The organism is Mycolicibacterium arcueilense (genome assembly GCF_058536225.1).
Genome location: NZ_JBZTYL010000002.1, coordinates 46,308 through 61,470 on the forward strand (window position 1 = coordinate 46,308; position 15,163 = coordinate 61,470).

Annotated in this window: 16 protein-coding genes; 11 read left to right on the plus strand and 5 right to left on the minus strand. The window is 66.6% G+C overall.

The window, feature by feature from the left end; genetic code table 11:
* Window positions 1-15: 15 nt before the first annotated feature.
* Window positions 16-1,005, minus strand: coding sequence for a nitrilase-related carbon-nitrogen hydrolase (locus AC4LGL_RS00280; RefSeq protein WP_491837089.1), 990 nt, complete (start codon window positions 1,003-1,005; stop codon window positions 16-18).
* A gap of 87 nt (window positions 1,006-1,092) precedes the next feature.
* Here AC4LGL_RS00280 and AC4LGL_RS00285 point away from each other — a divergent pair, with 87 nt between their 5' ends.
* On the plus strand, window positions 1,093-1,695 hold the full coding sequence (locus AC4LGL_RS00285; protein ID WP_491837090.1) for a TetR/AcrR family transcriptional regulator: 603 nt from the start codon (window positions 1,093-1,095) through the stop codon (window positions 1,693-1,695).
* Between the two features lie 5 nt (window positions 1,696-1,700).
* Here the strand turns inward: AC4LGL_RS00285 and AC4LGL_RS00290 are convergent, their stop codons facing one another.
* Together AC4LGL_RS00290 and AC4LGL_RS00295 are read right to left on the minus strand one after the other, a co-directional pair.
* Window positions 1,701-2,018: a heme-binding protein gene (locus AC4LGL_RS00290; protein ID WP_491837091.1), complete on the minus strand. Its 318-nt coding sequence runs from the start codon at window positions 2,016-2,018 to the stop codon at window positions 1,701-1,703.
* Between the two features lie 38 nt (window positions 2,019-2,056).
* Window positions 2,057-2,344 (minus strand): hypothetical protein, encoded by a 288-nt coding sequence (locus tag AC4LGL_RS00295; protein WP_491837146.1) that lies wholly within the window; start codon window positions 2,342-2,344, stop codon window positions 2,057-2,059.
* 265 nt (window positions 2,345-2,609) lie between these two features.
* Here AC4LGL_RS00295 and AC4LGL_RS00300 point away from each other — a divergent pair, with 265 nt between their 5' ends.
* The 10 genes from AC4LGL_RS00300 (at window position 2,610) to AC4LGL_RS00345 (ending at window position 12,186) form a co-directional block, all read left to right on the plus strand.
* Window positions 2,610-3,743, plus strand: a complete 1,134-nt coding sequence (locus tag AC4LGL_RS00300; RefSeq protein ID WP_491837092.1) for a YeiH family protein — start codon at window positions 2,610-2,612, stop codon at window positions 3,741-3,743.
* Between the two features lie 21 nt (window positions 3,744-3,764).
* Window positions 3,765-4,715 (plus strand): ABC transporter substrate-binding protein, encoded by a 951-nt coding sequence (locus tag AC4LGL_RS00305; protein WP_491837093.1) that lies wholly within the window; start codon window positions 3,765-3,767, stop codon window positions 4,713-4,715.
* Window positions 4,716-4,727: 12 nt separating this feature from the next.
* On the plus strand, window positions 4,728-5,432 hold the full coding sequence (locus tag AC4LGL_RS00310; protein WP_491837094.1) for a queuosine precursor transporter: 705 nt from the start codon (window positions 4,728-4,730) through the stop codon (window positions 5,430-5,432).
* A 74-nt stretch (window positions 5,433-5,506) separates the two neighbouring features.
* Window positions 5,507-6,178, plus strand: coding sequence for a 5-oxoprolinase subunit B family protein (locus tag AC4LGL_RS00315; protein ID WP_491837095.1), 672 nt, complete (start codon window positions 5,507-5,509; stop codon window positions 6,176-6,178).
* Window positions 6,179-6,194: 16 nt separating this feature from the next.
* Window positions 6,195-7,079 (plus strand): 5-oxoprolinase/urea amidolyase family protein, encoded by an 885-nt coding sequence (locus AC4LGL_RS00320; protein ID WP_491837096.1) that lies wholly within the window; start codon window positions 6,195-6,197, stop codon window positions 7,077-7,079.
* Between the two features lie 184 nt (window positions 7,080-7,263).
* Window positions 7,264-7,854 carry an aminoglycoside N-acetyltransferase AAC(2')-Ib gene (gene aac(2')-Ib / locus AC4LGL_RS00325; protein WP_491837097.1) on the plus strand — a complete coding sequence of 197 codons (591 nt, stop codon included), beginning with the start codon at window positions 7,264-7,266 and terminating at the stop codon, window positions 7,852-7,854.
* 110 nt (window positions 7,855-7,964) lie between these two features.
* The gene (locus AC4LGL_RS00330) at window positions 7,965-9,380 is read left to right on the plus strand and encodes a nitrate/nitrite transporter (protein ID WP_491837098.1); all 1,416 of its coding nucleotides are present in this window, start codon (window positions 7,965-7,967) and stop codon (window positions 9,378-9,380) included.
* Between the two features lie 34 nt (window positions 9,381-9,414).
* On the plus strand, window positions 9,415-10,566 hold the full coding sequence (locus AC4LGL_RS00335) for a uroporphyrinogen-III synthase (RefSeq protein ID WP_491837099.1): 1,152 nt from the start codon (window positions 9,415-9,417) through the stop codon (window positions 10,564-10,566).
* Window positions 10,563-11,258 carry a sirohydrochlorin chelatase gene (locus AC4LGL_RS00340; RefSeq protein ID WP_491837100.1) on the plus strand — a complete coding sequence of 232 codons (696 nt, stop codon included), beginning with the start codon at window positions 10,563-10,565 and terminating at the stop codon, window positions 11,256-11,258. The genes AC4LGL_RS00335 and AC4LGL_RS00340 overlap by 4 nt, the downstream gene beginning before the upstream one ends.
* Before the next feature lie 673 nt (window positions 11,259-11,931).
* Window positions 11,932-12,186, plus strand: a complete 255-nt coding sequence (locus AC4LGL_RS00345) for a transcriptional repressor (protein WP_491837101.1) — start codon at window positions 11,932-11,934, stop codon at window positions 12,184-12,186.
* Here the strand turns inward: AC4LGL_RS00345 and nirD are convergent.
* The gene (gene nirD / locus AC4LGL_RS00350; protein WP_491837102.1) at window positions 12,171-12,542 is read right to left on the minus strand and encodes a nitrite reductase small subunit NirD; all 372 of its coding nucleotides are present in this window, start codon (window positions 12,540-12,542) and stop codon (window positions 12,171-12,173) included. The two genes, AC4LGL_RS00345 and nirD, sit on opposite strands and share 16 nt — an antisense overlap.
* Window positions 12,539-15,139 (minus strand): nitrite reductase large subunit NirB, encoded by a 2,601-nt coding sequence (gene nirB, locus AC4LGL_RS00355; RefSeq protein ID WP_491837103.1) that lies wholly within the window; start codon window positions 15,137-15,139, stop codon window positions 12,539-12,541. The genes nirD and nirB overlap by 4 nt, the downstream gene beginning before the upstream one ends.
* Between the last annotated feature and the right edge of the window lie 24 nt (window positions 15,140-15,163).

Genomic DNA, 15,163 nt, shown 5'->3' on the forward strand with positions numbered 1-15,163 from the left:
GTCACCAACCGTTTCCTATTTCACGACCGGCGTGGCCTCATGGCCGTCGCCGTACGGGTGGGCAGGGTCGACCGGAGCGGTCAGCCGGCCATAGCTGTCAGGGCGGCGGGTGACCAGGAACGGGAACAGCTCCAGCCAGTCACGTCGCTGGTCCAAGTCGAGATCGGCGACCAGCACGGCCTCCTCGTCGCGCGGCGCCTGCACCAGCACGCGACCGTAGGGGTCCGAGATGAACGACGAGCCGTAGAACGAGACAGTGCCCTCGCCCCCGGTTCGGTTGGGCACCACCATGAACAAGCCGCTGCTGATGCCGTTGGCCACGATCACCTGCTGCCACAAGGGCTGGGTGTCGAACGCGGGGAACACCGGCTCCGAGCCGATCGCGGTCGGATAGACCACGATCTCGGCGCCACCGAGCGAATAGTTGCGGGCCACTTCGGGGAACCATTCGTCCCAGCAGGTGGGCAGGCCGATCCGCGCGCCCAGCCCCTCGGGGTCATACACCGGGTACGGGTCGTCGTCCGCGGAAGCCGGGCCCGGTCGAAAGTAGGTGTCCTCGTAGTACCCGGCCGAGATCGGGATGTGCATCTTGCGGGTACGTCCGACCAGCTCGCCCGACGGCGACACCAGGATCGCGGTGTTATAGCCCAGGCCATCGGCGGCGGGCGCCTTCTCGTACAGCGAGGCGTGCACGAAGATGCCGTTGGCCTGCGCCGCCTCGGCCGCGAGTGCAAAGGTCGGGCCGTCGGTCAGGTCCTCGGCACCCTCCCCCGGGTTGGGCCCGGCCGGGGTGTCGGCCGGATAGCGCAGCAGTGTGATCTCGGGCAGGAACACCGCGGTGGCGCCCGCACCGGCGGCACGGTCGATGCCATCGCGCAGCACTTTGGCGAGTTTGTCGGCGTCAGGACGCCAGCGGTGCTGCACCAACCCCACCCGCAGGGGCGGTCGCTGTGACGCGGTACTGCGCGACAGCGGGTCGGGGGCGCTCGCAGTGAGCGTGATCATGGGACTCCTAAAACGAATGCGATTCGTTTATTGTGTGATGCAGACCACCATTTGTAAAGAGGTCAGATAGAACAAGGGGGACAATCCATGGGGCGGCCGCCGACACCGATCCTGTCGATAGACCGAATCACCAGTGCAGCAATGGATCTCGTCTGCACAACGGGTGGATTCACCATCCCCGAGCTGGCCCGCAAGCTCAAGGTCAGCCCGTCGTCGCTGTACAACCACGTGTCCGGGCGCGAGCAGATCGTCGAACTGCTCCGGGAACGGGCGATGTCAGAGGTGCACCTGCCCGACCTGCACGCCGAGCGGCCATGGATCGACATTCTGGCCGACATCATGCGCTCGTACCGCAGCAGCTTCGCCCGCTACCCGCAGTTGATTCCCCTGCTCACGGCGCACGCGGTCAACAGCAGCCAGGCGCTGACCATGTACAACGCCATCGCCGTCACCCTGGCCCGCGGGGGCTTCGACCCCACCGACACGCTGCGGATCATCACGTTGGTCGACAACTACGTGCTGGGGTCCGCGCTGGACCTCACTGCACCCGACCGGCCCTGGGAGTCGAGCGCCGAAGTCGGCCCGGAACTGACCGCTGCGCTCGACACCGGCGCACCCCGGCCCGCACGCGCCGACGATGCGTTCGAGTTCGGTTTGGCGGTGCTGCTGCGGGGGCTCGTACAGCCGTGAGCCGGCTACCCGCCGCAGCGGTTGCGGAAATCCGTCGCCGGTTGCCGGAGGCCCTGCAGTTCGGCACGGATCTGCGGCTTGTCCTCGAGGTAGGCGTGCACCGAATCTTCCATCTGGTCGGTCGACTGACCCTTGAGGCTGGTGAAGAAGTCATTGACGTCGGGATGGGTGAACAGATAGGCCGAGGTGGCCGCGCGGACCCCGGCCATCACCCCGGCCAGGTCGGCAGCCGTGCAGTTCGGCTCGTCCGCAGCAGCGATAGGCGCGCCAACAGCCAAGAGCGACAGGCTGATTGCGCCGGCGGCGATCACACGGGTGAACATCGTGGCTCCTAAATCGACTCGGATAACTGGGCTAAGGCTCACGGACGCCCCGGCCGCCAGCCGCCGCCACCACCGCCGCCGTTGTCGGGCGGGCGGGGGTCGATGTTGATTTCTAGGCCCCCGCCGGCGCAGTACCAGTCGTTGGCGCAGTAATACGGGTAGTAGGGGCCGGCCTTCGGGGGTGTCGGTCCGCCGCCGCGGACGTTTCCCTGCGCGCATACCGTCGAACCGCCGGCGTCGACACAGTCAGCCGTGGCGGGCGGAGCGACTCCGATCGCGATCGGTACGGTCAAACCGGCCAGTCCCAACAACACTGGACGCCACATGCTCCGCATGACCACTCCTCGGTAGGTCCCCGTGAGCCGAGAATAAATCCCGAGGACACCCAATATGCGGGATCGACAATAACCGGTTCACTGCCAGGCCGCATCTCGTTCGTAATCGGTTGCATTCGCACAGATTGCAAGGCTCGCCACGAGATTCGGCCATCCCTAGCCTGACGCGCGTGAACGAAGATTGGCTGGCCGTGATCGTCGGCCTCATCCTCTTGACCCTCGTGCTCGTCGGCGCCATCCCCGGCAGCGTGTTCCCGTGACCAGCACCGAGGAACGCTCCGAACAGCGATCGCCGAAGATCGGCTACGCCGTCGCCGGTGTGCTCGTGGTCATCGCACTGGGCGCGGCGACCCGATTCCTGGAAACCGAGGTGCCCCACTGGGCCGCCGGGACACCGCTGGCCAAAGTCGCCAAGTCAGTCGAATTCCCGGTCTACGCAATCGCTCTCGGGCTCATCGGCAACGCCATCCTGGCCAGGTTCGCGCTCCGCGACGTCCTGTCCCAAGGATTTCGCACCGAGTTCTTCATCAAGACCGGCCTGGTCCTTCTCGGAGCGTCGATCAACCTCAAGGTGCTCGCCACTGCCGCAGGACCGGCGATCATCCAGGCACTCCTCCTGATTTCGATCGTCTTCGGATTCACCTGGTGGCTGGGTGGACGGCTCGGCCTCGACGACAAACTCCGGGCGCTACTGGCCTCGGCGGTCTCCATCTGCGGGGTGAGCGCGGCCATTGCCGCCGCCGGCGCCGTTCAGGCCCGAAAAGAGCAGCTGGCCTACGCCGCGTCGCTCGTCATCGTGTTCGCACTACCGTCGATCTTCCTGCTGCCCTGGCTCGCCGACGTGTTCGGGCTGTCCGACGCCGTCGCCGGCGCCTGGATCGGCGGCAACATCGACACCACCGCGGCCGTGGCCGCCGCAGGCACGATCGCCGGTGAGCAGGCACTGCAGATCGCCACCATCGTCAAGACCACGCAGAACGCGCTGATCGGCATCGTCGCCATCGCCCTCACCGCGTACTTCGCGTGCAAGGTCGAACGCCGAACTGACACACCTGACCCAGCCGTGGCACGCCCGTCTCTGCGCGAATTCTGGGACCGTTTCCCGAAATTCGTGCTCGGCTTCATCGCCGCCTCGGTGATCGGCACGCTGTATCTGCAGTTCGCCGCCGACGGCAAAGCGGCCATCACAACGGTCAACGACCTGCGAACGTGGTTCCTGATCTTCGCGTTCGTGGCCATCGGGCTGGAGTTCTCGCTCCGCGGCCTGAAGGAAGCCGGCTGGCGGCCGATCGTGCTGTTCGCCGCGGCGACCGTGGTGAACATCGTGGTGGCACTGGGTCTGGCCTCGGTCCTGTTCGGCGGATTGTTCGGCACCTTCACCACGGGGTAGCTAAACGGTTACCCTGGCTAAGTGCCGACAACCTGGTCGCGGCGAGGGTTTTTCACGGTCACCGCTGGGATGGCCCTGGTCGCCGCATGCAGCACGCAAAAACCCGGCGAAGTTGCGAAAGACGGTTCGGTGACCGTCCGCCACATCTTCGGAGACACCAACATCCCGGGTCCACCGCACCGTGTGGTCAGCGCGGGATTCACCGAGCAGGACAACCTCCTGGCCCTCGGCGTCGTGCCGGTCGCGACGACCGAGTGGTTCGGCGGCGAGCCGTTCGCGGTATGGCCCTGGGCGCAACCGAAACTCGGCGCCGCCCAGCCCACCGTGCTCGGCCTGACCGACGGGATCCAGGTCGACGCGATCGCGGCGCTCAAACCGGACCTGATCGTGGCCACCAATGCCGGACTCGACGCCGACACCTTCGCAAAACTCTCCGAGATCGCCCCGACCATCGCACAGTCCGGACCGGACGCGTTCTTCGAGCCGTGGCGCGACCAGGCCACCCTGATCGGCCAGGCCCTGTTCCAGAACGACGCGATGACGGGGCTGGTCACCGGCGTGGACGACAAGTTCAAGGCGGTGGCCACCAACAATCCGCGTTTCGCCGGCAAGAAGGCGATGCTGCTCGCCGGCACCCTGTTCCGCGACAGTGTCCAGACCCAGACCGGGTGGCGGACCGAATTCCTCACCCAGATGGGCTTCGCCGTACCCCCGACACCCGAGGAGATCCCGCGCTCAGATTTCGCCTCGGTGCTCGACGCCGCCGATGTGTTGATCTGGACCACCGAGAACGACGCAGAGCGCGACGCCCTGCTGGCCGACCCGGGCATCGCCGAACTCAAAGCCACCACCCGCAAGCGGCACGTGTTCACTCCCAAAGAGCTGTCCGGCGCCATCGCGTTCGCCTCGCCGCTGTCCTACCCGCTGGTGGCCGACCAGTTGCCACCGCTGCTCAACCAGGCACTGACCTGACAAGATGACCGGGTGACAAGCACCCAGGAACACTCCGAACACCGCGGCACCGCCAGCATCGGCTCGGCCTATTATCCGGTGCTCGTCGCGGTTTTCACGGCCCTGGTGATCATCTCCAACGTCACCGCCACCAAAGGCGTCGCCTTCGGACCGATCATCGCCAACTGGTCGATCATCACAGACGGCGGGTTCATCGTCTTCCCGCTGACCTACGTGATCGGCGACGTGCTCTCCGAGGTATACGGATTCAAGGCCGCGCGCCGAGCGATCTTCCTGGGTTTCTCGATGAATGCCCTTGCCGCGCTCGCATTCTGGGCCACGATCTATCTGCCCGCTGCGGACTTCTACACCAACCAGGAGCACTTCGAGAACATCGTCCACGCCTACACCCAGTTGATCGTGGCGGGCCTGGCCGGGTTCATCGTCGGACAGACCATCAACGCCTGGGTTGTGGTGGCCATCAAGGAACGCACCAAGGAAAAGCACCTGTGGGCCCGCCTGGTCGGATCCACCTTCGCCGGCCAGCTCGGTGACACATTGGTCTTCTGCGGTATCGCGGCCAGCGCGATCGGCATCAGCACCTTCGGCGACTTCGTCACCTACACCGCGCTGGGCTGGATCTACAAGACTGCAGTCGAGGTGATCATGCTGCCGATCACCTACCGCGTGATCGCCACCATCAAGCGCCGCGAGCCCACTTATCAGGCCGCCGTGTGAGGCTTCGATAAGGCACCTCTGGCAAGGTTCATAGAGCCGCAGCTTTCTTAGCTACTCGCGGGTAGCTTCAGGTCATGAGTGTGACATCAGAGGTGATGGACGCGACGGGACCGACCCTGAACCCGGGTACCGCTCGCGACTATGGCGATCAGGCTCTGCTGCTCGAGTTCGACAGCACGGCCGATGTTTTGGCGTGGACCGCCACTCTCACGGCGGCCCAACTGCTCGGTGTGGTCGATATCGTGCCGGCCTCCCGCACGATCTTGATCAAGCTGGCCGATCCGCGCTACCAGGCGCCCACCCGACAACGGCTGGGCACGTTGCAGCTACAACCCGGTGCAGCCCCGGTCCGTCCGGTGGGCCAGGCCGACGTGACGATCGACGTGGTCTACGACGGCGCCGACCTGCGCGACGTGGCCACCCTGACCGGGCTGACCCCGGATCAGGTGATCGCGGCGCACACCGGCAGCCAGTGGCAGGTCGGATTCATGGGCTTCGCGCCCGGATTCGCCTACCTCGTCGGCGGTGACGAACGACTACAGGTACCGCGCCGAGCCGAGCCCCGCACCAACGTCCCGCCCGGAGCGGTGGCACTCGCCGGTGAGTTCAGCGGCATCTACCCACGGCAGTCGCCCGGCGGCTGGCAGTTGATCGGGCGCACCGACGCGGTGTTGTTCGACGTACATCGGGACCAACCCGCACTGCTCACCCCGGGTACGTGGGTGCAGTTCCGGGCCATCGGCTAGTCGGCGGGAGGACATCATGACAACAACACTCGAAGTGCTACGTACCGGACCGCTGGCCCTCGTCGAGGACCTCGGCCGGGCCGGCATGGCCCACCTCGGCGTCACCCGCTCGGGGGCGGCCGACCGGCGGTCCCACGCGCTGGCCAACCGGCTCGTCGCCAACCCCGGTGAACACGCCACCATCGAGGTGATGTTCGGCGGGTTCTCCGCCCGGGTGCGCGGCGGGGACGTCTCCATCGCGGTCACCGGCGCCGACACGGATCCGGCGGTCAACGGTGTTCCGTTCGGCACCAACAGTATTCACCATGTGCATGACGGCGAGGTGATCTCGCTGGGCGCCCCACACTCGGGGCTGCGCAGCTACCTGGCGGTCCGCGGCGGCATCGCCGTCGAACCCGTCCTCGGGTCACGGAGCTACGACGTGATGTCGGCGATCGGGCCCGCACCGCTACGACCCGGCGACATTCTGCCGGTCGGTGAGCACACCGCCGACCTGCCCGAGACCGATCAGGCTCCCGTCGCCTCCATCAGCGGAGACGTTCTGGAACTGAACATGGTACCGGGTCCGCGCGACGACTGGTTCGTCGACCCCGACGTCCTGATCCGGACCAACTGGCTGGTGACCACCCGCAGCGACCGGGTCGGGATGCGCCTGGTCGGCATGCCGCTGGACTACCGCTGGCCCGACCGCCAGCTGCCCAGCGAGGGAGCGACCCGCGGAGCAATTCAGATACCGCCCAACGGTTTTCCGGTGATTCTCGGACCTGACCACCCCGTCACCGGCGGCTACCCGGTGATCGGTGTGGTGACCGACGAGGACATCGACAAACTCAGCCAGGCCCGGCCCGGGCAGACCGTCCGGTTGCACTGGGCGCACCCCCGACGGCCGTTCGAGGGCTAGACGTCTGGACCATTCCCGTCGTCGTTTTCCACGTCGGGGTTGCGATCCCGCGGCGATCAACGACCCAGGTGTGGAAAACGGCGCCCGGGGAGCACGGCGGCCGGGGAGTTCGGGGACCTCGGCCTATGCGCTGGACGGCCCGCAAGGTAGAGACACCGGCGCGCGGCGCTGGTAGAACATGGGTGTGCCCACACAGGACGTCAGCTCGCCGTCAGTCCGAGGCGGGATCCTGCACACCGCACGACTCGTCCACACCTCCGATCTCGACCACGAGACCCGTGAGGGCGCGCGGCGCATGGTCATCGAGGCTTTCGACGGCGATTTCACCGACGCCGACTGGGAGCATTCACTCGGCGGGATGCACGCGTTCATCTGCCATCACGGCGCCCTCATCGCCCACGCCGCCGTGGTCCAGCGCCGCCTGATCTACCGCGACACCGCGCTGCGCTGCGGCTACGTGGAAGCTGTGGCGGTACGCGAGGATTGGCGCGGCCAAGGCCTGGCCACCGCCGTGATGGACGCCGTCGAACAGGTCCTGCGCGGCGCCTACCAACTCGGCGCACTCAGCTCGTCGGAATCCGCGCGAGACATGTACGTCTCCCGTGGGTGGGTGCCCTGGCAGGGCACGACCTCGGTGCTGCGGCCCGCCGGTGTGACGCGCACACCCGAGGACGACCGGGGGTTGTTCGTCCTGCCGATCGATCTGCCGGCAGGCCTCGAACTCGATACCACTGCCGAGATCACCTGCGACTGGCGCGACGGGGACGTCTGGTAACCACCAGACGCACAGTCTCACACCCGTGTGTGTGAGCAGGTGAGCGGAATTTCACGGCCGGGTCACCGCAGGGCGCATTCGGGCAATAAACGCTTCCTAGCGTTTCCGCCATGCCCACTCTGTCGAAGTCGAATCGCGTCACCAACTGGGATCCCGAGGACACACTGGCCTGGGAATCAGGAAACAAATACATCGCGCGGCGGAATCTGATCTGGTCGGTATTCGCCGAACACGTCGGCTTCTCCGTCTGGTCCATCTGGTCGGTCATGGTTCTGTTCATGCCCGAGGCCGTGTACGGATTCACCGCCGGGGACAAGTTCCTACTGGGCGCCACTGCCACGCTGGTGGGCGGCTGCCTGCGCATCCCCTACACACTGGCCACTGCCACCTTCGGCGGCCGCAACTGGACGGTGTTCTCGGCCTTCGTGCTGCTGATCCCCACGGTGGGAACCATGGTGCTGCTGGCCCATCCGGGCCTGCCGCTGTGGCCCTACCTGCTGTGCGCGGCCCTGGCCGGCTTCGGCGGCGGGAACTTCGCCTCGTCGATGACCAACATCAATGCGTTCTTCCCGCAACGGCTCAAGGGCTGGGCATTGGGACTCAACGCCGGCGGCGGCAACATCGGCGTGCCGATGATCCAGCTGGTCGGCCTGCTGGTCATCGCCACGGCGGGCAACCGGGCCCCGTACTGGGTCTGCGCGGTCTACCTCGTCGCACTGGCCGTCGCCGGTATCGGCGCAGCGCTCTACATGGACAACCTCGAACAGCACAAGATCGACCTGGGTGCGATGAGAGCCATTCTGACAGAACGTGATACCTGGGTGATCTCGCTGCTCTACATCGGCACCTTCGGATCCTTCATCGGCTTCGCCTTCGCCTTCGGCCAGGTGCTGCAGATCAACTTCGCCGCAGGCGGCCAGACCGCGGGACAGGCATCCCTGCATGCCGCGCAGATCGCCTTCATCGGCCCGCTGCTCGGCTCGCTGTCCCGGGTCTACGGCGGCAAGCTGGCCGACCGGATCGGTGGTGGACGGGTGACCCTGGCGGTCTTCGGCGGCATGATCCTGTCGGCTGGACTGCTGGTCGCCATCAGCATGATCGACGATCACACCACGGGCGCGGCCAACGGCCTGATGATGATCGGCTACGTGATCGGCTTCGTCGCCCTGTTCCTGCTCAGCGGCCTGGGCAACGGCTCGGTCTACAAGATGATCCCGTCCATCTTCGAGGCCCGCAGCCACTCCCTCCAGGTCAGCGAGGAGGAGCGGCAGCGGTGGTCCCTGTCGATGTCGGGCGCACTGATCGGATTCGCCGGCGCGATCGGCGCCCTGGGCGGCGTCGGCATCAACCTGGCCCTGCGTCAGTCGTACCTCTCGAGTGGATCAGCCACCGCCGCGTTCTGGATCTTCCTGGTCTTTTACGTGGTGGCCTCGGCGTGCACGTGGTTCCGCTATGTCCGCCGGCCTGCTGCGACGGGCGTCACAACGACCGCCGAAGACCGACACGCCTCGGCAATGGCCGGGTAATCACTTGGAAACACGAGATACCTTCACTGGACCCATGACCGAGCCCGACTGGGCACCGCTCACCGGCTTTCGCGTGGCGGTGACCTCCGCCCGACGTTCCGATGAGCTGAGCGCGCTGCTGACCAGGCGCGGCGCGACGGTCACCAGTGCGGCCGCCATCACGATGGTCCCGTTGCCCGACGATGAGGAACTACGCGCGCACACCGAGTCGCTCATCGCCGTGCCCCCGGACATCGTGGTGGCCACCACGGGTATCGGCTTCCGCGGCTGGTTCGCCGCGGCCGACGGGTGGGGCCTGGCCGGCGAACTGACCGACGCGCTGGGCAAGGCCCGCATCGTCTCCCGTGGCCCGAAAGCCACCGGGGCCTTGCGGGCCGCGGGCCTGCCCGAGGAATGGTCGCCGGAATCGGAATCCTCCCGGGAAGTGTTGCGCTACCTCATCGAGCAGGGTGTGGCGGGGCAACGGATCGCCGTACAACTGCACGGGGCCACCGACGAATGGGACCCGTTCCCCGAGTTTCTCGACGAGATGCGGGCCGCGGGGGCCGAGGTGGTGCCGATCCGGGTGTATCGCTGGCATCCCGCACCACGGGACGGCGAATTCGACCAGATGGTCGTCGGAATCGCCGAACGACGTTTCGACGCAGTCAGTTTCACCTCGGCCATGGCCGTTGCCTCGGTCCTGATGCGGGCCACCGAGATGGACCTCGCCGACCGCGTGCTGGCCGCTCTGCGTACCGACGTCCACGCCATGTGCGTCGGCCCGGTCACCGCGCGGCCACTGGTCCGGCTCGGTGTGCCGACCTCGGCACCGGAGCGGATGCGGTTGGGTGCCTTGGCCCGTCACATCACCGACGAACTGCCGCTGCTCCAGGCGCGGACCGTCCACGTCGCCGGCCACTCGCTCGAGATCCGGGGCACCTGCGTGCTGGTCGACGGCACGGTCAAGTCGCTGTCTCCGGCTTCGATGGCCACCATCCGGGCTCTGTCGCAACGGCCGGGGGCGGTGGTGTCGCGGTTCGATCTGCTCAGCGCGCTGCCGGGCACCGGCACCGACACCCACGCCGTGGAGACCGCGGTGCTGCGGCTTCGTACTGCATTGGGAGACAAGAACATCGTGTCGACGGTCGTCAAGCGGGGTTACCGGCTGGCCGTCGACGACGCCGAGATGGCCCGGACCCGATGAGCCTGGTCCTGGTGGCCCACGGAACCCGCAAGCCGGGCGGGGTGGTGATGATCGGCGATCTCGCCGCACGAGTATCCGACCTGCTGGGCCGGCCGGTGCACGTCTCCTTCGTCGACGTCGTCGGGCCGACTCCCGCCGAGGTCCTGACGTCGCTGCCCACAGACTGCCCGGCGGTGGTGGTGCCCGCCTTCCTGGCCGGCGGCTATCACGTCCAGGTCGACGTACCCGCGCACGTGACCGCCAGTGAGCATCCCGCCGTCACCGTCACCAAACCGCTGGGCCCCTGCCCCGGCACGGTCCGGGTACTCGCCGACCGGCTCATCGAATCGGGATGGCGGCCAGGTGATTCGGTGATCCTGGCCGCGGCAGGCACCTCGGACAGAAATGCCCAATCCGACCTTCGCCGCACCGCCGCGCTGCTGTCAGCGATGACCGGCGACCGCGTAGAACTGGCCTTCGCCGCCACCGGCGCGCCGAGTGTTGCCGAAGCCGTCTCCGCGCAACGCCGCCGCGGCCATCGCCGCATAGCTGTGGCGTCCTACCTGCTCGCCGACGGGCTTTTCCAGGACCGGCTGCGTGAATCCGGCGCCGACCTCGTCAGTGAACCACTGGGCACCCACCCCGGCATGGTTCGGCTGATTGCGAACCGCTTCCGGCGCGCCGGAGTACTGAGCCTGCCTGCCGCGGCGTAGCCGGATCGAGTGCGCAAGGAGCGGGCCGGCCCATCCCACGATCATCAGCGCCCCACCGGCACCCGCGACCGAGAAGGTCGCAGATCGTCGCGCACCGACCATCTCCGAACATTGCTCGACGTAGTCACTGGCCATGTATCCCGGCCCGGCGAGCGTGTGTTGATCCAGGTTCAGGCGGTCCTGCTGGGCGGCAACTTGGTAGTTCGGATGTGCTCCGTTACCGCACGGAATGGGTTCGCCGGCACGATCCACGGCATTCAAACCCAGAGGCATCAACGCTGCCCCGAGTGCGCCCAGCATCGCTGCCGCCCCCACCAGATTCAATACCGAACGCGCAAACATCCCTTGTCAGCCCCTCTGACGCCGCTTCCTTGAGAGGGAGTCTAAACACACCCAGCGAACTATTCTAGTTAGCCAGCGAGAGGTACGCCACGCCATTGATGACATTCACCGATGGTGCAATTCTGGCAAATTTCCCGAAGAAACCACCGCTGTACAGGTAGTTGACGCAGTAACAAATTTCCCGATCGTTTGCCGACGGCTCACCGTGTCAGATCGGACCCGAATACTCAGCTATCGTTATCGCGATCATCGGACGATGCGACGGGAGTGCAGGTAAAGGTGCAGGTGACAACACCGGTGGGCGCTGCCCGCCACGGCGGCGTACTCGGCCGTGCGACCCGGTAACCGGGTCCCGGCCGAACGTCTGCGTGAACACCTGTTGAACACCCTGGAACGCACGTCCCGGCCGATGACGACCGCACAGCTACGCGACGACATGCACGAGCATTTCCGCGCACCCGTCGTGATCGAGTCGGTGTACCGCAATCTGACGGTGCTCGAACGACGCGGCGCCGTGGAACGTCGCAAACTCCAGGGCCGTGACGCGCACTGGAGCCGGACGACCGAGAATCAGGCCGCGAGCTGAACGAACCCGCCCGGGGTGACCCGGGTCCGGTAGACCGGGATCGCCACGGCGGTGTCGTCGAGACAACGACCGTCGTCGAGCGCGAACGCCTGTTTCTTGATCGGCGACTGCACCGTCGCGCATCCGCCGCGATCACCCACGATCCCGCGGGAGAGCACCGCCGCGCCGGAGAACGGGTCGATGTTTCCCACCGCGCGCAGCGAGCCGTCGTCGAGACGGAACAGTGCCGCCTGCGAGCCGTCGGGAAGCAGTACCGCGACGCCACGGCAGGGCATCAGGTAGTCATAGCGGCAGGCCGTCGTCCACCCCGAAACCGAAGGGGTGTACACGTCGTTGCCATCGTCGAGCAGAGTCATTTCGCCTCCTGGATGATCGCCGGCATACCCAGCTCTGTTGCGCTCCTCGCGGGCGCGAAATCCATAGCGCCCGGCACCTTCCGGCCGCCACGCTCGGTGAAGGTGATGGTCGGATCGTCCACATCGGGTGCATTGACGAACGACACGAAGCGCGAGAGCTTCTCCGGATCCTCGAGCACGCCCTTCCATTCGCAGGCATAGCCATCGACGTGGCGTTCCATGGCCGCCTCGAATTCGGCTGCCAGACCGAGGGAGTCATCGCACACGACCTCGCGCAGGTGGTCCAGCCCGCCATCAAGAGCTTCCAACCAGGGCGCCGTCCGTTGCAGCCGATCCGCGGTGCGGATGTAGAACATCAGGAAACGGTCGATGTAGCGGATCAGCGTCTCGTCATCGAGATCCCCGGCCAGAAGCTGGGCGTGCCGCGGTGACATGCCGCCGTTGCCACACACGTAGAGGTTCCAGCCCTGTTCGGTGGCGATGATGCCGACGTCCTTGCTCTGCGCCTCCGCGCACTCACGCGCACATCCGGAGACGGCCATCTTGATCTTGTGCGGCGCGCGCAGGCCCCGGTAGCGCTTCTCGATCTCGACGGCCATGTTCACCGAATCCTGCTGCCCGTACCGGCACCAGGTGCTGCCCACGCAGCTCTTCACGGTGCGCAGCGACTTGCCGTAGGCGTGCCCGGACTCCATGCCACCCTCGACCAGACGCGCCCAGATCTGCGGCAACTGCTCGACGCGGGCACCGAACATGTCGATCCGCTGACCACCGGTGATCTTGGTGTAGAGATCGAAATCCCTTGCGATCTCGCCGATCAGGATCAGCTGCTCCGGGGTGATCTCCCCGCCGGGCGACCGCGGCACCACCGAGTAACTGCCGTTCTTCTGGATGTTGGCCAGGAAGTGGTCGTTCGAATCCTGCAGTGAGGCCTGCTCACCGGAGAGCACGTGGTCGGAACTGGTGGAGGCCAGGATCGACGCGACCGTGGGTTTGCAGATGTCGCAACCCTTTCCGGTACCGAACTTCTCGATCAGACCGGAGAAGGTACGGATCTCGGTCGCACCGATGATCTCGAAGAGTTCGGCGCGCGACTGGCTGAAGTGCTCGCACAGCGCCTTGGACTGCTCGACGCCCTCCGCCTCCAGCAGCTGCTTGAGCAGCGGGACGCAGGACCCACAGGACGTGCCGGCCAGCGTGCACTTCTTCAGGCCGGGCACATCGTCGCAGCCGCCGCAGATGGCTTCCTTGAGATCACCCTTGGTCACGTTGTTGCACGAGCAGATCTGGGCGATGTCGGGCAGCGCACCGACACCGAGAGCCGAGGCCCCGGACGCGCCTTCAGCAGCCGGTGCGATCAACGACAGCGGGTCGCCGGGCAGCTCGCTGGCCACCATCGGCCGCAGCACCCCGTAAGCCGAGGCGTCACCGACCAGGATGCCGCCGAGCAGCGTCTTGGCGTCATCGGAGAGGACCAGCTTGGCGTAGGTCTGCTTCACCGGATCATTGACGACGACATCCAGGCAGTTGGGTGTCCGGCCCTGGGCATCGCCGAAGCTGGCCACGTCCACGCCGAGCAGCTTGAGCTTGGTGGACATATCGGCCTCGGGGAACTCGGCCGCGCCGCCGAGCAGCCGGTCGGCGACCACCTCGGCGCTGGTGTAGCCGGGGCCCACCAATCCGTAGCAACGCCCCTCGATCGCTGCCACCTCACCGATCGCGAAGATGCTGGGATCACTGGTCACACAAGACAAATCAGTCATCACACCACCGCGCTGTGCGATGTCGAGCCCGGCTTGACGGGCCAGCTCGTCACGCGGACGTACGCCGGCCGCGAACACGATCACACTGGCATCGACACTGCTGCCGTCATTGAGCGACACCCGCACCGAATCGTCGGTCCGGGATTTCTTCAGCGGCTTGTGCCGCTGCACCGGCTGGATGCTCTCGGTGCTGACGCCGGTGTGCACCTCGATGCCGAGACCCCTGATCATCCGGTTCAACAGGGCACCGCCGGCCGGATCGAGCTGGGCCGCCATCAGATGCGGCGACATCTCCAGGACGTGGGTCGCCAACCCGAACGCGCGCAACGCATTCGCGGCCTCCAGGCCGAGCAGGCCGCCACCGATCACCACACCGACCGGCGTCTTCGAATCACGCGCGGCCAGTGCGCCGGCCCGGATGGCGTCGAGGTCGTCCAGCGTGCGGTAGACGTGGCAGTGCGGCAGGTCATGGCCGGGCACCGGCGGCACGAAGGCATACGAACCGGTGGCCAGCACCAGCGCGTCGTAGCTGATGCTCTCGCCGTCTGCGGTGCGCACAGTCTTGGCGTCCCGGTCGATCTCGGCGACCGCGCAGCCCAGCCGCAGGTCGACCCGGTCGTCACCGGAGTAGGCATTACCCGGCAGCGCCAGCCGGGACCGGTCCCAGTGCTCGGTGTAACCGGTCAGGCCGACCCGGTCATAGGCGGCGTCAGTTTCCTCGGACAAGACGGTGACCCGCCAGGTGCCCGCGGCGTCACGGGACCGCAACGCCTCGACGAAGCGGTGTCCCACCATGCCGTGTCCGATGACAACGACGTTCTGTGTTGACGACATACGGCGAGGTTAGGAACCCGACGT